Here is a 25,525-nt window from a genome sequence, read left to right on the forward strand (position 1 = left end):
TCCTAAAATCCCAGTAACATACATGCAGTTACACCGAAAGCAATAAAAGGTGCAAAAGGTATTTCATCCTTTGTAGTTGCCTTTTTTGTAAACACCTTAAACAGACCGTATAATGCAATGGATACAAGTGATACTATCAATACACCCATTAAAGTATAAGTTCTTAAGTAAAATCCCAGTGCACCTACAAGTTTTATATCACCCATTCCGACACCGTTTTTACTGATTGCCTTACTTATGGCAAAAAGACCGCTGCCTATCAGCATTGCAACAGCAGAATCTATAAATATTGCCAATGCCTCAATTGTATTTGTAAATACATTTATCAAAATAAATATACAGGCAACACTAAGTATAAATACAACCGCCTCATTCGGTATTATCTTTTCTCTGTAATCAATTCCTGCAATAATTAAAGAAACTGATATTACAGTCAAAGCCTTAAATGATCTAAAAATATCGTAAGCGTAAATCCTATACAGGATGCCTATAGTAATCCCTATCATCAAATATGTAATTACCAAAAGTACATTTTGCCTTGAATAAATATTGCCATATCTTTTCTTGTACATATACAGTGTAACAGTATATGTTATCAACATAAAAACCACGCAAAAAATCAAGTTCGCTATCACATGTATCTCCTATTCTGTCGTATATAGTTTCAGCTCCATGCCGTTTTCTCTTGCATATTCCGTTGCGAGAATTATTGCCTTTTGCTGATCAATACTCAACTCTTTATTTCTTACTACAAGGTAATAATATTTTTTATTATATTTTTCAGCTGTAATGTTGCCTTCCCAGCTGAAATCTTTAAGTCTTTTCATATCTTTTTTTATCGCACTTAAAAATTTTTTACCGTCCTGATATTCTATTAAATCGGTATCCATGCTATGAGTTCTGGCTATATATCCTTCTTCTTCATTAAATATACTTATACTTTTGTATATTCTTGAATCCAGATTTCTCTTTACAACGGTATTATTGTAATTGCTTATCTCCTCACCTCTCTCTTTGGTGCTCTTATCCCATACCGAAGCCGGTATATTTAACCTGTTGCTTGGTGTTACTACCGGAGTTACATTATCAAAATCATCTGCTTCCCCCGGTATATCCTCTGCACCGTCTTCAAGTGCGGCACCTGCAACAGCTCCTCCTGCCTCATTAGGCTCATTAAAGCTTCCGTCTCCAATCCACGCTCTGGTGGATGCCGTATTTTTTAATACAAAATCAAATTTATCTATAAACGGTAAGGGTATTCTCATCTTATATGTTGCACTTATTTCAATACTTTGCATATCCAAAAAGAAGCTTGAGCCCCAGTAATTTATACCGCTTTTTCCACCCTGTACTCCCAACTTTTCTAAATATCCGTTTGGAAAACTCTGTAAATACTTATTGGTCACGGCTCTACTTATCGGCATTGCAACGGCCAGTTTTACAGCATCATATGCACCGTCTTTTATTACCGCCAATATTCCGTTAAAAATTGCTTTTTCATCAGAGAAATAGTCGGTAACGGAAGTGTGCATTGCCTGTCCTGCATCATATATCTCCTGTGCACTCTGCCCCACACTGTTCATTTGAGATAATATATCTTCAGGATATTGCTCTGTTCCTTCATCCAATATATTTGAAGTCACATCAGTGGCATTTTCAAGACCGTTCGCACTGGCATTGAAAAATACCTGTACAGTATTAAGCATTTTCTTTGTCTTATCGGTGAATTCACCCGCCTCACTTGATGCACCCTGTCCTATATTATGTACTCCAAGTTTCTTTGCTATATAAGCATACTCGGATACCTGCTTCGCAGTTTGATCTATAGCATTTTGTATACTTGTATACGCCCTGTAAACATTAATCATACTTAAAATGGCAATATACGATGAGATAAAAATCATAAGTATAAGGCTTGCTTCCACCGTAATAAAACCTCTTTGCCTGTATCTATCCATTAGTTTGCTCCTTAGTGTGGCCGGATAAAACTACTCCAATTAAAACTATTTATCCAATTTCCAATAATCATCCAAGCTGATAAGTGTTTCCATAGAAGCTTTTGTTGATTTTTTCAACTTTTCATAATTTTCTTCCATAGTCTTTGCTTCTTCTTCATTTGACATATCAACAGGTCGTACACCCCATATTGCCATTCCCATTCCATAGCCTTGATTATCATCAGCCGGATATGCACCTGCTCCTTCAGGACTGAAATAGTAATATGCTATATATCCGGCTCTTACAAGTTCAGGAAATCTAGTATTGGAAGGATCCTTTCTTGTTACATCTATGTGACCTTCCTCTTTTATAAAGTCGACGCCGTTATAAGTAACCTTTTCAGTATTATCTACTACTACTTCATACTGTTGATCTGAATACATTTTGTACATTCTTCCATCTGTTACAAAATCATCCCATAAAGTCTTCAATCCCTTCATTGAATCCGGTATTTTTTTCAAATCTTCACTGTATTCCACATGCCAGGTTTCTTCTGCTGCTCTTTTAGTTGTACATTCACGTTGATAAAAACAAGATGCAAGCTCTCCTTTATTCTCTTCAAATCCTAATACAAGATCATTTGTTTCAAAAAAACCTGCTTTAGGGAACTCACTATCTGCTTGAAGATCTATGCCACCTATGGTTCCCAAAGTTATGGGATAGTTAAACTTATTTTTCTTTGGCTGCTTTTTACTTGTCTCTTCAACTTTGCTTTCTTTTGCTGTACTTTCATTAGTAAAAGTACTATCTGTACTTGTATTAGACTTACTACATCCGCTTCCGATAATACTTGCTGTAGCCAATATACCTATAAGTAAAGTTCTTTTTATATTTTTCATAATCTTTTTTGGCTTATAGCCAAACCTCCTTTTAGTATCCCAATACACCTTTATAATCTATAGGGTATCCAAATTTACCGTTTAAATTAAATTTTTCATTTTTGAAATTAAACGCATCCAAATGTATAAATACAGGTTTTATCTGCGTCTTAGCTTCTACCTGTAACAGTACTGTAGCTTCCTGCATAGAAAATCCCTCTCCTGCATAGTAGAGTGAACCCTCCTTACTTGCGTTAGTCTGTATAAGATTTCCCATCCTGCAGATTACACTCTGCTCATCAATTAAATACTGTATAGCCAGAAAAACCATAAGATAATCTTTATAGCTCATATTAAATGTACTTGCCTTCGTCTTATCAAATCCGTTAAGTTCAAGTTTATCCTTGCCCTCTCCTATACTCAGAGCATCTCCACCTGCGCCTTCAAACTCTTTATTGAATTCATTTATCTTATTATTTATTGCTTCCTGAGCATTACTGTTTGCAGCATCAAGAGCGCTTCCTACACTAGTTTTTAGTTTTTCTTTAAGCTGATTCTTATCAATAACAGAATTTATAGTATCAACTAAGCCCTTTTTTCTTTTTTTAAAATAATCTTTAATATTTTCATTTATACTATCTGTTAGTTGATTGACATTTTCACTTGTAATACCTGATGTCTGCATAACAGCCTCTACAAGCTTATCACGGCTGTCATTTGTGTTAATAGTCTTAAATGCCATAAGCTTTGCCTGTGCAACCAAACCTCCGGTTGAAACTTCAGCTTCCAAATCAGCCTGTATCCGGTCAAAACTTTCCTTTAGTGCAGCTTTAAGTCTTTCTTCCAGCCCGTCTCTTGCATCTCCAACCTGTGCCATACACCATAACACTTTCTCCTGTATAGGCGTCTGTATTGACGTTATAATTGTATCCGTAGACGTATCCACCATATTGTCTACATAATCCTCCAGTGTAGTATTGAAATCATCTTTCATATCATCCGTATACTCATTCATCTTCTTATACAGCTGACTTGCAGCTGTCTGTGCCACGGCTTGAGCCATACCGCTGAATCTTGATCTCCATACATTAGGATTTTTATAAAGCGGTACCGACTTTCCCGACACCAAGTCATTGATATCCAACGCACTTTCAGTCAATGCTGCTGCAATCAGTAATACATTCTGCACTATCGGTACTCCAAATCCTGTCCAACCTGCAATGGCGGTAGCCATTGCAAATGTCTCATTTCTTAGAGCACTGTCACTTGTATATGCATATATTAAATTTAATAAAAGCCTTATACCGAATATTCTTGTTTGTACACCTGACACATTTTCATTCAATTCAGGATTACCAAGAAGTATATACTCCTGCTCAGCTCTGTAAGCTTCATTGTTCTTTTCACTGAAAGGTACTCCCGATAAAGTCTTTTCATTAGTGATACCACCCTCTTCTCTGTTAGTTGTATAGCAGCTGAACATTGTCGTAGTATATGCCATCAGATAAAGCTTATCTCTTCCGCCTACGAGTATGTCTCCGATTCTGTCAAATCCCGAAACAGCTTCTTTTGATGTCTTCAAAGCATTATCGGCCAATTCCTTATCACCGCCGCTTTGTAGTGATTCCAATGTATTTGAATTCATTATCTGTGCGGCCTGAGCACCTATATTCATCACATTTGCTATTTTTACCGGACTTATTTGCACAGGCTCCGGAGTATTATCAACATGTGAGCCGTTAATCATCTCATCTCTCTTATTTTTCTGCTCCGAATCACCTTCCGGTTTTGTCGCCACACTGTTTCTTTCAAGAAATGCAAAAAGCGGATCTACATAATACTTTCCGTCTGTGTCTGTCATACCGGAAGTTACCGAATCCATATCATAGCACTCTACTCCAATAAAATTTCGCAGTCTTGGATTTATATATCCAAATTCGGAGTCCACAACTTTATATCCCTTTTCTTCTTCATTAGTTTCAACTACCTTTTGTATCTTGGGAGGAATATTATTTTCAAAATCCAGGAATACAAGTCTGCTGTCCTCTGTAGGAATATAAGCTCCCAATGTATGTATCGCTTCCTGCTTTGACTCAATTTCGCTGTTTGTAGCCAATGTGTCCGTATTTGTCAATCCGGATACATATGATATTATACTGTTCACCCAACCGTCATCTGTATCATCTGATGTAGCCGAATGTATCCCTGCATATTCAAATTTTTCCAGATTTGCTATTACTTTATTTGAATAGTCTATCGATCTCTCAAATATTTTTGTCATTTCATTGACATAACCTTCAATAACCGCCTTTGTCTTTGTGTTATAATCCTGACGCATATCATTTTTTACACCCGACTCCGCCAGATTACCGATATTGATATCCCAGTTATTGGCTATATCCTTCAACTCCTTAGCCGCTGTATTAAGTTTTAAGAGTTCACCTCGAACACCTTCAGCTTTCTCTTTAAGTCCTGTAAACCACAGATAATACTCTCTTGCAGTTCTCATTTGAGGTGTGGCAAGAAGTTTAATATCATTTTTAAGATCGTTCATGTACTTATCTCTAAGATTGTTTACATTATAGTTTGGACCTAAAGGAGCGCTTGATAGTTCCGAACTGCCGTAATTATCAGGTACAACCTCATTTACGCCTGTTTGTGCCCAATCACCTACAAATTTTTTATCATACCATTCCTTAATATTTTTCCAATCTGCCTCCAAATCCCTTAATTCTGCTTTTAAACTTGCAATTTCCGTGCTGTAGTCATTTTCTTCATCACTTTTACTTATATAACTTGCAATTTCACCATTTATTCTGGTTTTCTCGCTATTATAATGATCCTGTGCAAGATTAAATCTTTTAACTACAGTTTGAAATTCATATACCTCAGTCTTATATCGATTATAATAATTCACATAATCGCCGAATCTATTGTACTCTAAAGAAGCATTCCCTCTTGGCGTTGATATCCAACCTCCATATGATAAAGAACTTGTAACCATATGAAAGTCTGTTTTTAATTCACTTATATCGTTTTCAAAATTTTCCATTGAATAATGAATATCGCCACCTTGCGCATCATTATTACTGTTACGCCAATATTTATCCTGCTCAAGTTTTGACAGCTTTTCCACCTGTACATATGCCAGTGCATCTCTTGTGGCATATTTAAAATTATTGTCTCCTAAGACATAAATATCATCCTTTATCTCCTTTGGAGTCTTAAAATTACCTGTGGGATTTATCAAATAATCCTCATACTCTCTTGAAAGAGCATATATTCTTAAGCAAAGATCTTGAATGTCCTTTAGTTTTTTTTCGTAATCTCTTTTGTTTTCCAATACCTTTTGCTGATCCGGTAAAGATTTTAAGATATTCATCTTCTCCAAAAATCCATACCCTATCACCGCCGGTGCTCTAAACTTCATATAATCAAGCACCTGTGCCCTAAGCACATTTGCATTGGAAAGATTTGCACCTGCCGCCTGACTTACCTCAAAACTTCCGTCAGTCAGCTTCATTTGCATAATATCTGAAATTTCGTTTCCACCGCTTCCTGATAATGCAATATCAACAAGCTCTTTTACCAGGCCTTGATCATGCAGGCCGTTGCTTTTCAATGTAGCATCGAAATACACTTCAAGATTTTTCTTTAAATCATTCATATCCTTTGAAATGGCAAATAGCCCATATGTATCCTGAAGAACCGAATTATAATAGGTCAATCCGGCATTAAGTGCCATATCTCCCGCACCCGATACTATATTTCCGGCAAGTATTATTCTGCCGCCATCAACCAAAACAGTGGTAAATATTATAACCACTGTTAAGATAAGTGACATAAATATGGTCAGTGAACCATGTTTGTTATAAAAGATTTTCATATTGTCACCTGCCTGTCCCACCCAGTTTATCTCTTAATGTCTTTAGTTTATTTACATAGACATCGACCCTTTCCTTCAAGTTAAATCTCTCTAAGAGGAAATCAATAAGATCTGCACCCAGGTCGATGTCTCTGACAAATTCCGTTGCATTGGAGGAGAATGCATAGCTTGATTCCTTAAGCTCAATATTTTCCGGAACACCTACATTTTTAAGTGCTTTACTCAATCCTTTAGGCAATTTGATGCCGTACTTGATATTTACCTTTACTGTAGGTGTTATTATCCCGGTGAACTCTATATCGGAATCTACACTCAAACCGCTAACCATGGTATATTTATATAAAAGCGTATTCAGTTTTTCTTCAAAACCGTTTCCTATTTCATCCTTACTTCTGAAAAAACCTGCATAAAGTTCTCTCTCTTTATAATAACTGTCAACTCCTTCAGTACCCGGAAAACTCATTACATCTATATCTATACCGCTGCTTATCGGTGCAATATATTTTTCGTACCCCGGGTATGCTCCGTCTCTTGCAGCTTGTGAGGCAATCTTTGTACCGGCAAACTGTACCAAAGTCTGCTCAAGCTTTAAAAGCCCCAAGATAAGCATTGCAATTATAGTAAATATGAATAACGGATATATTATTGCCGCTTCTACCATCAACGTACCACGATTGTTTTCACCTTGCATATCTCCTCCTCAGCCCCATATTTTACGGTGCACTGTTAGTACTGACAAAACCGCTAAGGTTATCCAGTATTTGGCCGACTATGTCCTTAAGCCTGCCATGAAATAAAGTTGCAAGTGCTATTATGATAACTATAAGTACCATAACCGCAACCATGTCCGATGCTCCACGCTCTTCTTTCTTAAAAGCCTCAATGGCTCCGTTAAGTTTCATTGTCTGTGTAATAAAAAACAGATCAATAAGTTCAAACATTTTTTCCATTTTGTTTCTCCTCTCTTTGAAAGTTTTTAGTTATGTAAAAGCTTTAGTCGACTTTCAGCTCAAACATCAAAATCTAAGACCGGCAAACATAGGCACCATTATCAAAATGAGTACACCTAAAAATATAAGCCCTATAGGCATTATGAGTTTACTGCTTGCCTTTTCACCCTTTCTTTTTACTTCATGTTTTTTCTCTTCCCAAGCTTCATTGCTCATATCTCTAAGAAAAACAACCACTTCACCGCTTCCTTTTTGCAGATTCTGTATCATCATTGTCGAAAACTTTCTAAGAGACTTTATAGAGCATCTTTCTCCAAAAGTCTTATAAGCTTCCACCTCCTGAATTCCGTTACTAAGTTCCAAGGCGGTGTTTCGCATTTCCTTATATAAAATCCCTTCATTTGCAGCTGCCACCTTTGTCCATGCCTCTCGTATAGGTACACCTGCATTTACAAGCAGAGTAAGCTTTGATAACATTCCCGGATAATCCCTTAAAAGCTCATCCCTTCTTGAGTTTATCTTATCATTTAATAATTCATCCAAATACCATATCATCATTGCGCTTACCGCAACTCCCGCCATTACCAGTTTAAAATTACCGCTTATTCCCGTTATCATAAACATAAGTAATGTAAGCACTGTTCCGAATGTTATCTGCCCACCTCTTAATATATAAAAATAATAAGGTCCGTATTGTTTTCCATATATTTCTGAAATAAGCTTTATCTTTCCTTTGGCATTTTTACTGTTCATGTCAAAATGTATCAGCTCCATAATTCCGAATCCGATATAATATATGTCAGACATCGGATACTCTCCATCTGGTATTCCCGATAGTATATCCACAAATTTTTTACTGAATCTGAAATGCAAGTAGAGTACAAACAATGCAAATATTGTTACCAATATCATTACTATCATATTTTTACATCCTTATATTCACTATCCTTCTTCCCATCATATAGGCTCCCGCAAACAATCCTATGGCAAATATCTTTACCATTACTGTAAAAGCCGTATTTGCCGCCGCGGACATAGTTCCCATTCCGCTAAGTGCAATCATTATTACAATAGGCATTACCATCATAATATTTAATTCATTTTCCTTTTCTGTAAGAATGGTCTTGATTTCCATCTCAATTTCTATCTTGTCATTGATTATCTTTCTGCTGTCCCATACAACCTGCCTGATGTCTCCGCCCTGTCTTAGACCCGACTCAAAGGTAGCCGCAAAGCTTGCAACATCATCAAGTCCGCATCTGTTTGCAAAGTCCTTTAAGAGATCCTCAATAATTATATTATTTGTCATTCCGGCTATTATTATTCGGGTTTCATTTACAATATCCGATTTTTCTCCATAAAGACTTAGTAGGTCTTGATAGCTTTCTGCAAATGCCTCCATAGTATTCTTTCCTGAGGAATAAGATGTTGTAAGTGCCTCAAGCAGATCTCTAAATTCAACAAGCAAATCTCTTTGTCTTTTTTCTTTTCTGTATTTTCTAAAAAAATTTATAGCGGGGATTCCACAAATAATTCCTGATATTAAAGAAACACTGAATATTCTAAAGAAGACCATAATTACTACAAATCCAAGTACAAATCCCAATGAAAAACCTATAATATAATCAATCCACTTCATATGATATATATGGTAATCATCGGCATTTCCCATTAGACCGTGATTTTCTGTATAAACATCCGGCTTACTCTTTAGTATTCTTTTTATCATCAAATAACTCCTTTATATCCCATGAGTTTAAGTTTAAATGTATTCTTTAAAGGATTCTTTGTTCTCTTAAGCTCTCCTACTACCTTATCCATTGTGCTTTCTTCACTTTCCTCAAATACATACAGAGGATTCAGTTCTATCTCACCGTCTTTTAATCCCATAACTTCCGATATCTCCATGGTCTTTCTGCTGTGATCTCTGAGTCTTGAAAGATGTATAATTATATCCACCGCCGAAGATATCTGCTGACGAATAGCTTCCAGCGGCAAACCTTCTGCACCCATAAGTACCATAGTCTCCATTCTGCTAAGCATATCTTTTGTGGAATTAGCATGTCCTGTGGAAAGTGAACCGTCATGTCCTGTATTCATTGCCTGCAACATATCCAGTGTCTCGGCACCTCTTACCTCTCCTACTATAATTCTTTCAGGTCTCATTCTTAGAGATGTCTTTATAAGATCCCTTATTGTAATCATTCCCTTACCTGAGGAGTTAGAGTTTCTGGTCTCAAGCTTTACAAGATTTTCTATACCGACTATTTGAAGTTCGGCAGAGTCTTCTATCGTGATCACTCTTTCTGTTTTGGGAATATAATTAGATAGGGCATTTAAGAAAGTGGTCTTACCGCTTCCTGTACCTCCGCTTATAAAGATATTGTATTTTGCTTTTACCAATGTTTCTAAAACCTTGGCTATTTGTGGTGTAATGGATTTATATTTTATGAGTTGCTCCACCGTCATAGGTGTCTTTGAGAATTTACGAATAGTTAAAGTAGGTCCTTTTAATGCTACCGGAGGTAAAACCACGCTCACTCTTGATCCGTCCGGAAGCCTTGTGTCCACAATAGGATTTGATTGATTTACCTCTCTACCGGCTCTTCCTACAATACGTTGTATTATATCCTCCAGTTTTCTTTGGCTGTCAAAACTTTGTTTCAACTTTTCAATCTTTCCGTTTCTCTCAATAAAGATTTCATCCGTACCGTTTATCATAACCTCTGTGATATCATCATCTTTTATAATCATATCAAGAAGCCCCAGACCTCTTATTGATGAATAAAGCTCATCTGTTAAATTTACTCTTTCTCTGATTGAAATATAGACATCGCCCAATTGCTCACTGACCAGCTTTTCTATTTTTGAATAAAGCTCTTCGTCCTTTAACCTGCTTAAATCGAAATATTTAGATATGTATTCTCTCGCTTGATATAAAAAAGCTTTTCGTTCCAAATCGTTCATGCTGCTCTCCTTTAAACATAATATACAATTATATCTAATCTATTCTACGTATTAACTACAATTTGCAAAAAACTTTATGCCACGATTATATCTGCCTAACAGTTTAGTGTCAATATAGATTTATCATCTTTGTGAATGTTTTTTTCTCATACCTTAATTCATTGTTTATACTATATAAAAACACATTGTAAATTTTAGTGTTATCTTCTAAAAAACCACGCTCTGACGTAAGAAAACCTTAATAATTTTCGACATGTAATGCCGGGTTAGTACAGTAAATCCATATGCTATAATACAGATAAACATGGAGGTTAAAATGAATTTAATATTTGAACTCAATAATGAACAAAGAAAATATCTTGGGCTTAATCCTGTAGAAGAACACTGGGAACTTGTAAAATTTGATGACAATATTTATCATTATTTTGAAGATGATATAATTAAAAAAGAGATAACAGTCAGTGAAAACTATTATCATGAATCTGAATTAAATGAAAAAACAACAGAAAACCGTACAATGATACTTCCAAAAACTAAAAGAGGTAAAATTAAAAAGTTTAATTATACCGCAGTTCAATCTTTTTCACCCTATGGAACTTATTTTACCTTTTCTACAAATCAGGTAATTATTGCAAACTACACTACACAAAGGACTTATTATTCGGAAAGCTTTACTGAAAACGAAAATATAACAATTGATGATTTGAAAAAATGGCTGAATAAATGGATAGAAGAAACTACTGAAGAGGATTTAAAAGAAATAGAAGAATTTAAAAGCACCAAAAGAAAACATTGTAAATTTAAAGAAGGGGATTTCTTTGCTTTTAAGCTCTCAAGAAGAGAATGGGGATTTGGTAGAATTTTACTTGATGTCGCCAAACTGCGCAAAGATGAAAATTTTAAAAGGAATAAGAATTACGGATTAGCCCATCTTATGGGGAAACCCTTAATAATCAAAGTCTATCATAAGATAAGTGATAATAAAAATATTGATTTAATAGAATTATCAAAATGCCCGGCTCTACCTTCACAGGCTGTTATGGATAATATTTTTTACTATGGTGAAGCCGTTATTTTAGGGAATTTACCTTTGAGACCGGAAGAAAATGATATGTTTATTTCAGTCAGCGAAAGTATAAGCGCTACAGATCCCGATATTGCATACCTACAATATGGTCTTATTTATAAAGAAATTCCGCTACCCGATTATCTGAAGCTTATCAAAGAATTAAACATAGGTCCTCAGACTCTCAGAAGAGAAGGCATAGGTTTTGTAATAGATACCTATAAATTAAACGAATGTATCAAAGCAAAATCCAATTCTCCGTTTTGGGAGAAATACAATAAGAAGAATATACCTGATTTAAAAAATCCCGATCATATAGAACTCAAAAGAAAAGTATTTAAAGCTTTCGGACTTGATGCGGATAAAAGTTATGAGGAGAATTTGAAAGAATCTAAATTTAATGATGAATTGGAAAAGGGATATGCGGATATGCAATCCGGACGAACAAAAAATATAAATGAAGTCTTTACAGACATTCGAAAGGATTATGGATTATGATATAGAAAAAATATCCTGACAAATCTCCAAAGCCAAAATGCCTTGTATTTGTCAGGATATCTTTATTTTATTCTATGATAAGTGAAATCACTTAAGTCAAGACTATTTATCCAATCTACAATAATCATCTGCGCTTGGAGAATCATTCTACTGAATAGTTGAATAATTCTTTAAAGCGTATAGGATACTTAACCACCTAATTATTTCTGACTTGTTAATTTCCAATAGTCATCTAAACTTATAAGTGTTTCCATAGAAGCTTTAGTTGATTTTTTTAGTTTTTCATAATTTTCTTCCATAGTCTTCGCTTCAGCTTCATCTGACATATCTACAGGTCTTACACCCCATATAGCCATTCCCATTCCATAGCCATTAAGGTCATCAGCAGGATATGCACCTGCTCCTTCAGGGCTGAAGTAATAATATGCTATATATTTGCCCCTTACCAGTTCAGGGTAATTAGTATCGGAAGGATCTTTTCTTGTTATATCTATACGCCCCTCCTCCTTTATAAAGTCTACACCGTTATAGTTAACCTTTTCAGTATTATCTACAATCACTTCATACTGTTGTCCGGAATGCATTTTGTACATTCTTCCATCCGATACAAAATCATCCCATAAGGTTTTTAATCCCTTCATTGAATTCGGTATTTTTTCTAGATCCTCACTGTATTCTACATGCCAAGTTTCTTCTGCAGCTCTTTTATCAGTACATTCACGTTCATAAAAACCAGATGCAAGTTCTCCTTTATTCTCTTCAAATCCTAATATAATCCCACCTGCCGGAAAATAACCTGCTTTGGGGAACTCACGGTCCGCCATAAGGTCCATGCCACCTATAGTTCCAAGTATTATAGGATATTCAAACTTATTTTTCTGTGCGGCTTTTTTTGTAGTTTCTTCCACCTTACTTTCTTTTGCAGTAGTTTCACTATTTGCGGTACTTCCTGTACTTGTATCAGACTTGCCACATCCGCTTCCGATAATACTTGCTGTAGCCAATACACCGATAAGCAACATTCTTTTTACATTCTTCATTTTCTTAATTTCGCCCAAAAGGCATCCTCCCAATTATATTAAAAGAGTAGGAGAAGCTTTCCTTCCCCTGCTCCAGATAATTTTATATTTTACATCGATATAAAGTATATAATTATTTTACCCATCTTCCTGAAGCATCAAGTCTATAGCCGTCTGCGGTAGTTGTATTGCTTAGCATTGCTCCTGACGGACTCATATAGTACCAATCATTTCCTGATTGTACCCAGCCTGTAGCCATAGCACCTGAAGGATTCATGTAATACCAGTCATTTCCTGACTGTACCCAACCTGTAAGCATTGCTCCGCTTGCATTAAAGAAGTACCAGGCTCCGTCTATTTGTCTCCAGCTTGTAGCAATATGTCCTTCTCCGTCAAAGAAGTACCATATACCGTCAACCTGTTTCCATGTATTAGTTACATAGCTTCCATTAGACTCTTTATACTTCCATCCTCTATCAGTGTTTTCCCAACCCTGAGATGATGTATTTGAAGATGAACCCATATCTACATAAAAGTAACCTACTCTATTCGCATTTTCCTCTTTTAAATAGTTTCCGGTAAAGTAAACCGGGCTTATAGAATTATCACCTAAAATCTTGTAAAAAGCGATTATAATATCCTGTCCTTTATATGAACTTCTTTTTAATATAGGGTCACCAACATTATAATTGCTTATTGTAAGTGGTGAATACTCTGTTGCTCTTTCCAGAGCCAATGTAGGAGCTGCAAAAGCTGAATTTTTGTAGCCAAACATAAAAAGATTATTGTCTTTATTGATTGCCTCTGATGGATCATAGAAATATGTCTCCATATAATCTGAGTCACCTTTATTAATGCTTAAAACAGCATCTTTTGTAATAACCGGCATGGTTATCTCTGTTCCAAGTGGTGAGATCCAAGTGTAAGTCCTTCCCGTATCTCCGCTTTTTATTGTGACATCAGGATTGCTTGACGTAAAAGCAAATGCATTAAAGCACATAATCACAGAAAAAGCAGCTGTTAATAAAAATAGTTTCTTCATAAGTACTCCTTTCAGCCCTACCTGCCTTACTTATTCATACATATATTCACTTAGTAACTAAAACAGGTCACTACTGAGACATCTATGAAAAATAAAGCGATACAGCTAAAAAATATATTTTCTAATAGTTTATAAAACTATAGAATACAATTATATACTTTGGATCTTTATTTTGTCCTTACTTACACATACCTACATTTTTCACACAAAGGACTCTATTTAAATATTTCTTTTAAACAAACTTTATATGCCGATTATATACAACCATATTTTTTATGTCAATATTACACTCTTTATATTAATATAAAATTAAAAAACACTCCCAGGCTTTTGTCCGGGAGTGCCTTTGTATTAATTAAGCAGCATTTACTGAGTCTTCTTTATATGTAACTTTCTTTATTATAAAGAGTACACCTACCATCAATGCTACAGCTATTATAAGTGATATTGCAGCATTCTTTACAAAAGCCGCTATTATATAACTTACAAATGATACTGCCGCAACAAGCATTGCATATGGTAACTGTGTATTTACATGGTTGATATGATTTGACTGTGCACCTGCACTCGCCATGATGGTAGTATCTGATATAGGTGAGCAGTGGTCACCGCAAACAGCACCTGCCATACATGCTGAGATAGAGATTATCATCATTTGTGAATCTTTACCTGCAAATACAGCAACAACTATAGGTATAAGGATACCGAATGTTCCCCATGATGTTCCTGTTGAGAAAGCCAGACAAACCGCTACTACGAATATAATTGCAGGAAGTAACAGCTGCATACTGCCGGCTGAATGCTCCATCATTGTAGCAACAAATTCTTTTGCTCCGAGTACATCGGTGATAGACTTTAATGACCATGCAAATGTAAGGATAAGAATTGCAGGTACCATTGCCTTAAATCCTGCAGGTAAACAATCCATACATTCTGAGAACTTAAGTGATCTTCTTGCTATATAGAATGCCAATGTGATAATAAGTGCTATAAAGCTACCCATTGAAAGTCCTACTGAAGCATCACAGTTTGAGAAAGCCTCAACGATGCCTGCACCGCTGAATATTCCACCTGTATAAAGCATTCCGATAACGCAGCAAATAATCAGTGAAACGATTGGGAAGAGCATATCTATAAGCTTACCGTCTTTATGCTCTCCTCTGTCAAGGTCTTCAAACTTCTCTTCTCCGGTTGTAAAGAGATCACCCTTCTTTGCATTCTCTTCATGGAGTTTCATAGGGCCGAAGTCAAACTTCCAAAGTGTAATAACAAGCATCATTACGATTGTAAGAAGTGCATAGTAGTTAAAAGGGATTGCCTTTACAAAAAGTGCAAATCCGTCTTCACCGTCAACGAATCCTGTAACTGCTGCAGCCCAAGATGAAATAGGTGAAATGATACATACAGGAGCCGCTGTAGCATCTATCAAATATGCGAGCTTTGCTCTTGAAACCTGATGCTTATCTGTAACAGGTCTCATAACGCTACCTACTGTAAGACAGTTGAAGTAGTCATCGATAAAAATAAGACATCCGAGAAGGATTGATGTAAGCTGAGCTCCTACTCTGGTCTTAATTCTCTTTGATGCCCATTTACCGAAGGCATCCGAACCGCCGGTCTTATTCATAAGGGCAACAACCATTCCCAAAATAACAAGGAAAATCAAAATACCTACATTGTAAGCACTGGATAAAACCGAAACAAATCCTTTTTCAAAAATGGTCTTCATTGTTCCTTCAAAGTTAAATCCTGATGCCAAAAGTCCACCGAAGATAACTCCGATTGCAAGTGAGCTATATACTTCCTTACTGATAAGAGCAAGTACAATAGCTATAAGTGGTGGTACAAGTGACCAAAATGTTGCATACAGTGCCGGCTTAGGTGCTTCAGCTTCAGCTCCATACACTATCATCGGACACATTACTAAAATTAAGATTGCTAAACATAGCAAGTATGATTTTTTATTTCTAAAAAATCCGGGATTATAAGTGTCATTACCACTATTCATACCTTTTCCTCTCTTTTACATTTCTATTCCGACACGGGCTCTTATACCCTTGTCAAACGGATGCTTAATCTTTTGAAAGTGTGTCAGATAATCAGCAAGTTCTACTATCTCATCCTTAGGATTTCTTCCGGTCATAACCACTTCCAGATTTTTCGGGCGGGATTTTAAAAAATCTGTCAGTACATCATGCTCCACCATATTAAGATTATAAGCATCTATTACCTCATCCATTACTACCAGATCCACTTTCTTCTCGATAGCCAGATGAATAATTTCTTTTAGATGATTTGTGAAAAAATCTTTTGCAAGTATCTTTTCTTCATCAGTCATATTGAATGTAAAACCGAAGCTGTTTTTCTTTGTATACAATTCAATGTTTTCTATATTCTTCAGTACCTTAAGTTCGTTTGAAGTGTCACTTTTTAAAAACTGTGAAAACAGGACTTTTCTGCCACTACCTGCACATCTTACTGCCAAGCCTACAGCCGCAGTTGTTTTTCCTTTACCGTCGCCTTCGTATACATGAATAAGTCCTGTCATAATATCTCCTTTACTTACCTAAGCCTCTTCTTAACATCTCTGTAACTGCAAATGTAGCTACATCATCCGCAAACTTACCGGTTCCGAATCCTGCATCATAACCAAGCTCTTTAGCCAGCTCATGTGTGATTCTTGCACCTCCGCAGATAAGCACATATTTATCTCTAAGCTCATCAGCTTCCAAAAGTTCCACAAGATTTGTAAGATTCTTTATATGAATATCTTTTTGTGTAACTGTCTGTGAAACCAAAAGTACATCTGCCTTCAGCTCTCTTGCCTTCTCTATGAACTCTTCGTTTGCTACCTGTGAACCCAAGTTATAAGCTTCAATCATCTCATATCTCTCAAGTCCGTAATGTCCGGCAAATCCTTTTCTGTTCATTATAGCATCTATACCTACAGTATGAGCATCAGTACCGGTAGAAGCTCCTACCACTACTATTTTTCTGTGGAAGTTTTCTTTGATAAATTCATTAACTTCCTCCATGCTCATAGTTTCTTCTTCGACAGTTTGTACATGAATATTTGTATAATCAACACTATGTACCAGACTACCATAAACCACATAAAATGTAAACTCTACATCAAGTGACATTCTGTGTGCGATATTCACATCTGAAAGTCCCATCTTCTTTGCAAGTATTCTTGCAGCTTCCTCACCTCTCTCATCGTTCTTTACAGGAAGTGTGAAACTTATCTGAACCTTGCCGTCATTCATGGTATCTCCATAGGCTTTAAGCTTTGTAAGGTCCAGAGTCTTATCAAACTCAACCTTATTAAGATTATATAAACCGCTACTCATCTTTCACCTCCTTTTTCATAAGAGGAATGAATGGGTTGAAGTATACATTATCTTTAACAACGACTCCGTCTAATCCCTTACCTCCGTTAAAAGGTCTCTTTATATCCGCAAAAGTTCCCTTTTCAAGTGTAGCAAACAGTCCGTTTGTTTCTATCTCTGAGAGCAGTGCTGCCGCCTTATTTAAAACTTCATTTGCTCTGTTTCTTATAATACCGTCCTCTTTAAACTCTATCTCATCTCCAAAGTCCTTCATTGTTCTGAAGATATACTGTGCATTCTCTATTGCAAGTGCTCTGTCGGACATAAAAGGTGTATGTATAGCCTCTGTCATCATTCCGAGAAGATGTATCTTTTGACTTGTAAGTATGGTTACCATATTAAAGAGTGCATCCTGTACATGACCACGGAAAATATTTCCTGTCATAAACTTTGTAGGAGGCATGTACTTAAGAGGTGCCTTAGGGAAGATTTCTCTTGCCATCTGTGCCTGTGCCAACTCAAATAAGAATCCGTTTTCAGCATCAGGTGATATCTCAAAAGCATGTCCAAGTCCCTGTTGTGCAGGTGGGAGACCTGCTTCTATAGCAAACTGCTCATTTAAAAACTGTGATGCAAGTACTGTATGTGCCTCTTCTATAGCATCTGCCGTAGTAAGGTAGTTGTCCTCACCGGTATTTATAATAACTCCTGCAAATCCGTTTATTATTCTTGAAAAATACTGGTCAACCAGAGTTCTTTGCATATTTATGTCTCTGAAAAGAATTCCGTAGAGTGCATCATTTAACATTACATCAAGTCTTTCCATTGCACCCATTGCGGCTATCTCAGGCATACATAGTCCTGAACAGTAATTGCAAAGTCTGATATATCTGTTTTCTTTTTCACCGACTTCATCCAAAGCTTTTCTCATAAGCTTGAAGTTTTCCTGTGTCGCATATGTTCCACCGAATCCTTCGGTTGTAGCACCATATGGAACATAGTCAAGAAGGCTCTGTCCGGTAGTTCTGATAACGGCAATTATGTCCGCACCCTGCTTGGCTGCAGCCACCGCCTGTGTTATATCCTCATATATATTTCCTGTCGCAACTATAAGATATATATAAGGTCCTTCTTTGTCTCCGAATTTACTCAGATATTCATTTCTCTTGTCAACGTTTTTTTGAATTCTTTCCACCATAGCCTTTGCTACCGGTGCAATTACCTCTTCTATCTCTTTAGAAGAATGAATCTTAAGTTTTGATAAATCTATTTCACCTTTATCAATACCCTCTGCTATTTCAAGAGGTGAAAGTGATAATTCAAGCATTGCGTTTCCAAGCATAAATGCCGCACCCATCGGAAGAAGTTTGTTTTCCACAAGATGATCGACCACCACATTAGGCAGTGGCACTTCCACACTGTTTACTCCGTCAATCCCCAAAAGTCTGCATACCGTTCTCTCTACAGCTACTGTAGTATGATCGTCAATAAAGGCTTGGACATCCAGCGCAACATTTCTTGCACTGTTTCTGGCTTTAGAGATTAAACTTTGATCAAGTCCAAGTTTACTCATGTTTTTATCTCCTATTTTTTCTCATGTGATCTTCTAAATCTTGCTAAATCAGCCGGCTCAATTGTCATAGCATTTCCTTGCTCAAGTCCTGCCACTCCGCCTAACTGCTTTTCTCTCTTACCCTTGCAAATATCACAATTACAATGGTTTTCATAGTGCTCAGGCTCTGTATATGTGGTGATAACACCCTCATAGTTTCTAAGTATAACCTTGCCCGGACTTTGTGAAATAACATAATTCGGCATAACAGGTGTCTTTCCGCCACCTCCCGGTGCATCAACTACAAATGTAGGAACGCAATATCCTGAAGTATGACCTCTAAGTCCTTCTATAATCTCGATACCTTTTGATACCGGTGTTCTGAAATGCTCAAGTCCCTGTGAAAGGTCACATTGATAAATGTAATAAGGTCTTACTCTTATCTTTACAAGCTCATGAACCAAATCAGTCATTATATGTACACAATCATTTACACCTGCCAAAAGTACTGTCTGATTTCCGAGAGGAATACCTGCATCCGCAAGTCTTGCACAAGCCTCAGCAGACTCTTTTGTAATCTCGCTTGGATGATTGAAATGTGTATTGAGCCAAATCGGATGATACTTCTTTAGCATATTTACAAGTTCAGGTGTAATTCTCTGCGGCATAACAACAGGTGTTCTTGAACCGATTCTTACTATCTCAACATGCTCTATTTTTCTAAGCTCAGATATAATGTATTCAAGCTTTTCATCACTTATAAGCAGTGCATCACCGCCTGAGAGCAGTACATCTCTTACCTCAGGATGTCTTCTTATATAATCAAGGCATGCATCCACCTGTGATGTAGGTACGCTTGTATCATTTTGTCCTGCAAATCTTCTTCTTGTACAATGTCTGCAATACATTGAACACTGGTCTGTTACAAGGAATAAAACTCTGTCCGGATATCTATGTGTAAGACCGTGAACAGGTGAATCCGTATCCTCATGTAAAGGATCAGCAAGGTCCGCTTCAGCTATATGAAGCTCAGACACTGTAGGTATTGCCTGCTTTCTTACCGGATCGTTTTCATCCTCAAGATCGATGAGTGAAAGATAGTATGGTGTAATAGCCATTCTTAAGTTTTCCAAGCATCTCTTCACACCTTCTTCTTCTTTTTCGGTAAGCTTTATATACTTTTTTAAACTTTCCACCTTTGTTATTCTGTTTCTAAGCTGCCATTTCCAATCATTCCACTCATTATCGGGAACGTCTGCGAATAAACCGTTTTCTCTACTGTTTCTCATATTTTTTTTCCCTCTTACTTACTCTAAATTACACGTATTTTTTCTCAAATACTTCTCTAATTGCCGGATTTTCACGAATTTCCTGCAATGTTATCTTATCATGTCCCTTTGTATATCCGTTTCCTATGATCATATCAATATCTTTTCCTACGCCCTCTGCTCCCAGTGCAGCCTTTGTAAAGCTTGTAGCCATTGAGAAGAAGTATACACATCCGCCGTCACGAACAGGAAGGATTGCACTCATCTCACAGTTATTTACATTTACGCAGCATATTGAAACATCATATTCTCTTCCGTCATTAAGCTCCAAAGCCTTATCAAGAACTTCTACAGGAAGTGCGGCACTTGCCCGGAATGCTTCATGGCAAAGTCCCATCTTCTTTAACTCTTCCACGCCTTCTTTGCTGTAGTCCATAGCAACTACTTTACCTGTAGGTCCTACTCTCTTCATTGCCTCATAGCAAACAAGCATTCCGCTCTTTCCTGCTCCTCCAAGTACCAATACACTCTGTCCTGATTGTACAAGTTTTGCTGTCTGAGCCGGTGCTCCGGCTACATCCAAAGCTGCAAGTGCAAGCGGCTCTGGAAGGTCTTCCGGAAGCTTTGCATATAATGCACTTTCAAATAATACAGCCTGTCCTTCGATATCCACTCTGTCGATTTCAGGATGAATAGCCTTTATCTTTTCAATCTTTAAAGGTGTCATTGAAAGTGATACTAAAGATGCAATCTTATCTCCAACCTTAATATCTGTATCAAGCTCTTCACCGATATAGCTTACTGTTCCTATAAACATTCCGCCTGAACCGGTTACCGGGTTTTGCATTTTTCCTCTTTCATTTACTATATCAAGAATCATCTGTCCGATTTTTTCAACATCTTTATTACAAGCTTCTTCAATCTGTGTAAATGATGCGGAGTCGATATTTAATGAAATAACATCGCAGATTATCTCATTTGAGTATCTCTTTGTCATATCATTGTCTATCTTCTTTGCCGCCTGAGTTAAAACTCCCTGTGGCTCAATAACTCTGTGAATACCATACTTATTTCCCTTTAACATAAGTCCTCCATTATTTCAAACCCAATATTTCTCTTGCTTCATCCGGTGTTGCTATCTCTCTGCCAAGTTCTTTTGCCAGTCTCACGACCTTTTCTACCAGCTCACCGTTTGACTTTGCCATAACACCTTTACTGAGATATACATTATCTTCAAATCCAACTCTTGCATGGCCGCCCATAAGTATCGCCATGGTCACCATAGGAAATTCTGCTCTTCCCACTCCCGATGCTGTCCATGTGGAGCCTGCAGGTATACTCTCTACCATAAAGTTTAAATCTCTCGCCGTTCCTGAGATACCGCCGTTTACACCCATTACAAAGTCAAAATGCATAGGTGACTTTATAATGCCTTTTTTATTTAGACGTATTGCCATATCCACCATTCCCTTGTCAAATACTTCAACTTCAGGTTTGATACCAAGCTCATTCATTCTGTTTGCAAATTCTATAATTGTGTTCTCGGTATTTACAAATATATCGTCTCCTCCGAAGTTACAGGTTCCGCAATCAAGTGTTGCCATCTCAGGGCGAAGTAGAGTAGGTGAGAGTCTCTCTTCATTGCTCATACCCACCGCTCCACCTGTTGAAGGTTGAATGATAACATCAGGCAATTCTTTTTTTATAGCATCAATACATTCTTTAAATCTGTCTGCGCTCTGTGTAGGTGTACCGTCATCCTCTCTCACATGAAGATGTATAATAGCGGCTCCCGCATCATAAGCCGACTTTGCTTCTCTTACAATCTCTTCCACTGTATAAGGTACATTCGGATTTTGCTCTTTTGTAACCTCTGCACCACATATACATGCCGTAATAATAAGTTTTTCCATGATTTTCTCTATTTATTGTTTCTTTGTCTGTCTTTTAATACCACGCAGGTTCCGCTTGCTCTGCATACCACTACAGGCTCTTCCAATACATCACATGCCGAATCATTGATATCTGTTCTTGGTGTAATAACTTTTCTTGCCTCAAATACCATCTTTCTTGATGTATTTCCTACAGAAACAATTTCACCTGTTGCTTCGATGAAATCCCCTGCATGAACAGGTGCCAAAAACTCTACACTGTCATAAGCTTTAAAAAGTCCCTCATCTCCATCGTTGATAATCAAAAGCTCAGTCGCCACATCTCCGAATAAACCCAACATTCTTGCTCCGTCTACCAATTCACCGCCATAATGTGCATCGTGAGCACTCATACGAAGTCTAATTGTTGATTTAACCATATTATATTTTCCTCCTCACGTAGATAAATCTTATTATCCTTTAATGTATCTATATATTACAATAAAATTAATATTTTTATTACTGACTAAATGTATATAAAAAAATACAAGTTAGTGGACAAAATGTATATTTGCACAAAAAAAATATAGACCACATATATCTCCTTATGTAATCTATATCTTTATTTTCTTAAAATATCAATCAAAATAGTCATTCAATATCAAGGCCAGAGACAAATCCAGTCTCTCGCAATAATCATCAAAGTTAAAACCTGTCAGATCCTTGATGCTCTCCATTCGATTTATCAATGTATGTCTGTGTATAAAAAGTCTTTTTGCGGCTCTGGTGACATTTCCGTTTTCTTCCAGATAATATCTTACAGTCTTTATATAGTCGCTGTCAGACTCTCTGTCCCTGTCAATTAACAGTCTGAGCACTTTATTTTCCTTTGAATAGAGTGTATTTGTTCTGTATATGGAATACAATTTTTTCAAAAATGACATATGCTCATAAAGACATGTACCCCTGATAGCTCTGACACTGTGTAAAGTCTGAAGTGCCTCCATGCAATGCTTCATAGCAAGATCAAGACCTTCATTATCTGTAAACATATCCGCTGTCGCAAACAAATTCAGTCCTATCTTGTTAGACAGTCTTATAAGTACCACCTGTATTTCAGCCAGCAGATCCTTAAGCTTTGTCACACTCTCCACCCCTATACAAAATATCATCTGTACACCCTTTTCATAATGACAAATATATGTATCACAGCTGAATACCACCAAAGAATTTATATTTTCAAAAGCTTCCGTTATATCAGGTCCCACTTCATTATATGCATTTACCGAGGAGATTGCTAAAATTGCAATTTCATTTTCATTTCCTATTCCTCTGGACAGACTCTCCTTAAGCTTCTTTTTTATTTTCGGATAAAAATAATTATAGTCAAGATAGCTCTGATTTCCAAGTACCGACTCTCTGTTTATCTCACTTATCAAAGTCTTTAAAACTTCTGAAAAAGAAAAGCTTGCCGGCAATTCAAGTACCGGAAATTTGTATTTTCTGGCAGACTCAAGTATATAAACCGGTATACTGTCCACATAATATCCGGTCTGCACCATAAGTCCTACCACACCCTTTGCTTTCAGTCTCTTTATCAAATTAAAGTACCTTGTATAATCCGCCAGATCAAATCCTGTTGTTATCAGAAGTTCACCGCTTCCTACCATATCAACAGAATCCAGAATTTCCTGAACATTTACCCAGCTGATTATATTTCCTGCACTTTCCCTTCCGGTTATAAGTTCCGTTCCCGGAAAGAAGTTATTCTCAATGATATCTCTAACAGTAAGTGGCATAACTCGCCCTTTCTAATTAATTTCAACTAAAATATCCATAAGTTCTTCCTGCAATCCTAAAAGTCTGCAAATCATAAGTGCCTCTTTTGGAGGCTGTGCCTGTTTTTTTACTTTAAAAATACCGTAGTTCATAAACTGTGCTATTGCTGTAATCTTTGCATCATCACTTGACTTTGTAAGAAGCGCTTTTGCTATTTTATCTTCCGAAGCTCCCTGTAATCCCCTTACCTGATAATGGCTTCCCGAAAGCTCGGCAACATGATCAAAATGTGTTACCAAAAGACTTATTGCTCTTTTTTTATTTAAAAGCGCTACAAGCCCTCTCACTATACTCTCACCTTCTTTAGGATTTGTTCCTCTTGCAAACTCGTCTAAAATTGCAAAGATATATCTTCCTTCGATATCGGTAAGCAAATTTTTCAGTTCCACTATCTGAGCTCCGAAACTGGATAAACCCTTATCTACAGACTGAGACTCTTCGGATATCATTATTATTTCATCAAACAGCGGAATACTTGCCTTATTTGCATATACAAAGAAGCCACATAGTGCAAGATATGTATTCAGCGCTACCGTCTTTAATGTAACACTCTTTCCGCCCATATTGGCACCTGTAAGTACTGTTGTTCCTATTGTCATATCTATGGTTATAGGCGTAAATTTAAGTCCTTTTTCTTCCAATATATCACAGATAAAAGGATTTATTGTTTCTTCCAATACAAGTACATCTTCAGTGATCTGTGGTAAACATGAAGGATATAGCTTTGCCACCCTGTATTTTTCCAAAAGTAAATCAAATCTGCCTATTACATCTATATTTTTTAATGCTTTGTCAAAATAAGGTCGCAGGTTTACAGAAAGGTCTTCTCTTATCTTTCTCTCTTCCTTTTCCTCTTCCACAATAGCTGCAAGTCTTTCATCCTTAAGTTCTTCAAAAGCTGCATCGCTCTCCTGCATCTTGATTTCTATATCACGTTTTCTCTTTCTGATTAACTTAAGCTCGGGGGAATAGTCATCATATATTGCAAATGTGGGTATTCTTCTGCCCTCCGGATCAAGTATATCCACCGCATCACTCACAGACTCTATAATAAAACCTGTTAAGCCTATTTCTTTTGATACTCTTTCAATAAGAGGTTTTAATTTTTCCATATGCATCAAAAGAGTTTTTATCTCAAAAAGCTCTATATCCGACAATGTATTGTCCCTGCCGAATTTGATAGAACCTCTTACATCCTTCATCTGCATGAATATTCTTCTTACAGCATTGGTATCTGATTTTACATTATCATATTTTTGATATAAATTATTCAGATTTTTAAGTTCTTCTTTAAGAGTATCTCTTTTATCCCTACCTAAAGGATATATATTTTTTATAAGCTCGGCTCCGAAAGGTGTTGCGGGAAGCATCTTGCTTTTTATATATTCAAAACCGATATTTTCTCTTTGCCAAAAGTCCATA

At 36.7% G+C, this 25,525-nt stretch carries 22 protein-coding genes; 1 reads left to right on the forward strand and 21 read right to left on the reverse strand.

What is annotated here, in order from left to right:
- Positions 1-2: 2 nt before the first annotated feature.
- From EHV10_RS10750 to EHV10_RS10790, 9 genes are all read right to left on the reverse strand, one after another.
- Positions 3-632 (reverse strand): prepilin peptidase, encoded by a 630-nt coding sequence (locus EHV10_RS10750; RefSeq protein ID WP_128674805.1) that lies wholly within the window; start codon positions 630-632, stop codon positions 3-5.
- A 12-nt stretch (positions 633-644) separates the two neighbouring features.
- The gene (locus tag EHV10_RS10755; protein WP_128674657.1) at positions 645-1,958 is read right to left on the reverse strand and encodes a hypothetical protein; all 1,314 of its coding nucleotides are present in this window, start codon (positions 1,956-1,958) and stop codon (positions 645-647) included.
- Positions 1,959-2,003: 45 nt separating this feature from the next.
- Positions 2,004-2,837 carry a hypothetical protein gene (locus EHV10_RS10760; protein ID WP_128674658.1) on the reverse strand — a complete coding sequence of 278 codons (834 nt, stop codon included), beginning with the start codon at positions 2,835-2,837 and terminating at the stop codon, positions 2,004-2,006.
- A gap of 31 nt (positions 2,838-2,868) precedes the next feature.
- Positions 2,869-6,702 (reverse strand): DUF5702 domain-containing protein, encoded by a 3,834-nt coding sequence (locus tag EHV10_RS15015; RefSeq protein WP_243116128.1) that lies wholly within the window; start codon positions 6,700-6,702, stop codon positions 2,869-2,871.
- A 4-nt stretch (positions 6,703-6,706) separates the two neighbouring features.
- Positions 6,707-7,393 carry a TadE/TadG family type IV pilus assembly protein gene (locus tag EHV10_RS10770; RefSeq protein WP_128674659.1) on the reverse strand — a complete coding sequence of 229 codons (687 nt, stop codon included), beginning with the start codon at positions 7,391-7,393 and terminating at the stop codon, positions 6,707-6,709.
- A 22-nt stretch (positions 7,394-7,415) separates the two neighbouring features.
- Positions 7,416-7,652: a hypothetical protein gene (locus EHV10_RS10775; RefSeq protein ID WP_128674660.1), complete on the reverse strand. Its 237-nt coding sequence runs from the start codon at positions 7,650-7,652 to the stop codon at positions 7,416-7,418.
- Between the two features lie 66 nt (positions 7,653-7,718).
- Positions 7,719-8,573: a type II secretion system F family protein gene (locus EHV10_RS10780; RefSeq protein WP_128674661.1), complete on the reverse strand. Its 855-nt coding sequence runs from the start codon at positions 8,571-8,573 to the stop codon at positions 7,719-7,721.
- Between the two features lie 4 nt (positions 8,574-8,577).
- Positions 8,578-9,381 carry a type II secretion system F family protein gene (locus EHV10_RS10785; protein WP_128674662.1) on the reverse strand — a complete coding sequence of 268 codons (804 nt, stop codon included), beginning with the start codon at positions 9,379-9,381 and terminating at the stop codon, positions 8,578-8,580.
- Positions 9,381-10,619, reverse strand: coding sequence for a CpaF family protein (locus EHV10_RS10790; protein WP_128674663.1), 1,239 nt, complete (start codon positions 10,617-10,619; stop codon positions 9,381-9,383). Before EHV10_RS10790 ends, EHV10_RS10785 begins: the two co-directional genes overlap by 1 nt.
- 316 nt (positions 10,620-10,935) lie before the next feature.
- On the opposite strand from EHV10_RS10790, the gene EHV10_RS10795 reads away from it, so the two are divergent.
- A complete protein-coding gene (locus tag EHV10_RS10795; protein WP_128674664.1) occupies positions 10,936-12,183 on the forward strand; it encodes an immunity 26/phosphotriesterase HocA family protein in 1,248 nt (415 codons plus the stop codon).
- 200 nt (positions 12,184-12,383) lie between these two features.
- On the opposite strand, the gene EHV10_RS10800 is transcribed toward EHV10_RS10795, so the two are convergent.
- The 12 genes from EHV10_RS10800 to kamC form a co-directional block, all read right to left on the reverse strand.
- A complete protein-coding gene (locus EHV10_RS10800; RefSeq protein ID WP_128674807.1) occupies positions 12,384-13,223 on the reverse strand; it encodes a hypothetical protein in 840 nt (279 codons plus the stop codon).
- A 112-nt stretch (positions 13,224-13,335) separates the two neighbouring features.
- Positions 13,336-14,244 (reverse strand): N-acetylmuramoyl-L-alanine amidase family protein, encoded by a 909-nt coding sequence (locus tag EHV10_RS10805; protein WP_128674665.1) that lies wholly within the window; start codon positions 14,242-14,244, stop codon positions 13,336-13,338.
- 355 nt (positions 14,245-14,599) lie between these two features.
- Positions 14,600-16,252, reverse strand: coding sequence for a Na+/H+ antiporter NhaC family protein (locus EHV10_RS10810; protein WP_128674666.1), 1,653 nt, complete (start codon positions 16,250-16,252; stop codon positions 14,600-14,602).
- 15 nt (positions 16,253-16,267) lie between these two features.
- Positions 16,268-16,792 carry a cob(I)yrinic acid a,c-diamide adenosyltransferase gene (locus EHV10_RS10815; protein WP_128674667.1) on the reverse strand — a complete coding sequence of 175 codons (525 nt, stop codon included), beginning with the start codon at positions 16,790-16,792 and terminating at the stop codon, positions 16,268-16,270.
- 10 nt (positions 16,793-16,802) lie between these two features.
- Positions 16,803-17,594 (reverse strand): lysine 5,6-aminomutase subunit beta, encoded by a 792-nt coding sequence (gene kamE / locus EHV10_RS10820; RefSeq protein WP_128674668.1) that lies wholly within the window; start codon positions 17,592-17,594, stop codon positions 16,803-16,805.
- Positions 17,587-19,146: a lysine 5,6-aminomutase subunit alpha gene (gene kamD, locus EHV10_RS10825; protein WP_128674669.1), complete on the reverse strand. Its 1,560-nt coding sequence runs from the start codon at positions 19,144-19,146 to the stop codon at positions 17,587-17,589. Before kamD ends, kamE begins: the two co-directional genes overlap by 8 nt.
- Positions 19,147-19,157: 11 nt before the next feature.
- Complete coding sequence (gene kamA / locus EHV10_RS10830) at positions 19,158-20,414, reverse strand: lysine 2,3-aminomutase (RefSeq protein ID WP_128674670.1); 1,257 nt, start codon at positions 20,412-20,414, stop codon at positions 19,158-19,160.
- 28 nt (positions 20,415-20,442) lie between these two features.
- A complete protein-coding gene (gene kdd, locus EHV10_RS10835; protein ID WP_128674671.1) occupies positions 20,443-21,477 on the reverse strand; it encodes an L-erythro-3,5-diaminohexanoate dehydrogenase in 1,035 nt (344 codons plus the stop codon).
- 10 nt (positions 21,478-21,487) lie between these two features.
- The gene (gene kce, locus EHV10_RS10840; RefSeq protein ID WP_128674672.1) at positions 21,488-22,306 is read right to left on the reverse strand and encodes a 3-keto-5-aminohexanoate cleavage enzyme; all 819 of its coding nucleotides are present in this window, start codon (positions 22,304-22,306) and stop codon (positions 21,488-21,490) included.
- Positions 22,307-22,314: 8 nt separating this feature from the next.
- Entirely contained in the window at positions 22,315-22,704 is a 390-nt protein-coding gene (gene kal, locus EHV10_RS10845) for a 3-aminobutyryl-CoA ammonia lyase (protein ID WP_007593276.1), read from the reverse strand.
- Positions 22,705-22,902: 198 nt separating this feature from the next.
- The gene (locus EHV10_RS10850; RefSeq protein WP_128674673.1) at positions 22,903-24,063 is read right to left on the reverse strand and encodes a PucR family transcriptional regulator; all 1,161 of its coding nucleotides are present in this window, start codon (positions 24,061-24,063) and stop codon (positions 22,903-22,905) included.
- A gap of 12 nt (positions 24,064-24,075) precedes the next feature.
- Positions 24,076-25,524: a lysine 5,6-aminomutase reactivase ATPase KamC gene (gene kamC / locus EHV10_RS10855; protein WP_128674674.1), complete on the reverse strand. Its 1,449-nt coding sequence runs from the start codon at positions 25,522-25,524 to the stop codon at positions 24,076-24,078.
- Between the last annotated feature and the right edge of the window lies 1 nt (position 25,525).

The organism is Lachnoanaerobaculum gingivalis, assembly GCF_003862475.1.
Taxonomy (GTDB): domain Bacteria; phylum Bacillota; class Clostridia; order Lachnospirales; family Lachnospiraceae; genus Lachnoanaerobaculum; species Lachnoanaerobaculum gingivalis.

Bases quoted from the DNA above. Each gene is read 5' to 3' on its own strand.
- EHV10_RS10755 (WP_128674657.1), bottom strand. From the start codon at position 1,958: ATGGATAGATACAGGCAAAGAGGTTTTATTACGGTGGAAGCAAGCCTT.
- EHV10_RS10760 (WP_128674658.1), bottom strand. From the start codon at position 2,837: ATGAAAAATATAAAAAGAACTTTACTTATAGGTATATTGGCTACAGCA.
- EHV10_RS15015 (WP_243116128.1), bottom strand. From the start codon at position 6,702: ATGAAAATCTTTTATAACAAACATGGTTCACTGACCATATTTATGTCA.
- EHV10_RS10770 (WP_128674659.1), bottom strand. From the start codon at position 7,393: ATGCAAGGTGAAAACAATCGTGGTACGTTGATGGTAGAAGCGGCAATA.
- EHV10_RS10775 (WP_128674660.1), bottom strand. From the start codon at position 7,652: ATGGAAAAAATGTTTGAACTTATTGATCTGTTTTTTATTACACAGACA.
- EHV10_RS10780 (WP_128674661.1), bottom strand. From the start codon at position 8,573: ATGATAGTAATGATATTGGTAACAATATTTGCATTGTTTGTACTCTAC.
- EHV10_RS10785 (WP_128674662.1), bottom strand. From the start codon at position 9,381: ATGATAAAAAGAATACTAAAGAGTAAGCCGGATGTTTATACAGAAAAT.
- EHV10_RS10790 (WP_128674663.1), bottom strand. From the start codon at position 10,619: ATGAACGATTTGGAACGAAAAGCTTTTTTATATCAAGCGAGAGAATAC.
- EHV10_RS10795 (WP_128674664.1), top strand. From the start codon at position 10,936: ATGAATTTAATATTTGAACTCAATAATGAACAAAGAAAATATCTTGGG.
- EHV10_RS10800 (WP_128674807.1), bottom strand. From the start codon at position 13,223: ATGAAGAATGTAAAAAGAATGTTGCTTATCGGTGTATTGGCTACAGCA.
- EHV10_RS10805 (WP_128674665.1), bottom strand. From the start codon at position 14,244: ATGAAGAAACTATTTTTATTAACAGCTGCTTTTTCTGTGATTATGTGC.
- EHV10_RS10810 (WP_128674666.1), bottom strand. From the start codon at position 16,252: ATGAATAGTGGTAATGACACTTATAATCCCGGATTTTTTAGAAATAAA.
- EHV10_RS10815 (WP_128674667.1), bottom strand. From the start codon at position 16,792: ATGACAGGACTTATTCATGTATACGAAGGCGACGGTAAAGGAAAAACA.
- kamE (WP_128674668.1), bottom strand. From the start codon at position 17,594: ATGAGTAGCGGTTTATATAATCTTAATAAGGTTGAGTTTGATAAGACT.
- kamD (WP_128674669.1), bottom strand. From the start codon at position 19,146: ATGAGTAAACTTGGACTTGATCAAAGTTTAATCTCTAAAGCCAGAAAC.
- kamA (WP_128674670.1), bottom strand. From the start codon at position 20,414: ATGAGAAACAGTAGAGAAAACGGTTTATTCGCAGACGTTCCCGATAAT.
- kdd (WP_128674671.1), bottom strand. From the start codon at position 21,477: ATGTTAAAGGGAAATAAGTATGGTATTCACAGAGTTATTGAGCCACAG.
- kce (WP_128674672.1), bottom strand. From the start codon at position 22,306: ATGGAAAAACTTATTATTACGGCATGTATATGTGGTGCAGAGGTTACA.
- kal (WP_007593276.1), bottom strand. From the start codon at position 22,704: ATGGTTAAATCAACAATTAGACTTCGTATGAGTGCTCACGATGCACAT.
- EHV10_RS10850 (WP_128674673.1), bottom strand. From the start codon at position 24,063: ATGCCACTTACTGTTAGAGATATCATTGAGAATAACTTCTTTCCGGGA.
- kamC (WP_128674674.1), bottom strand. From the start codon at position 25,524: ATGGACTTTTGGCAAAGAGAAAATATCGGTTTTGAATATATAAAAAGC.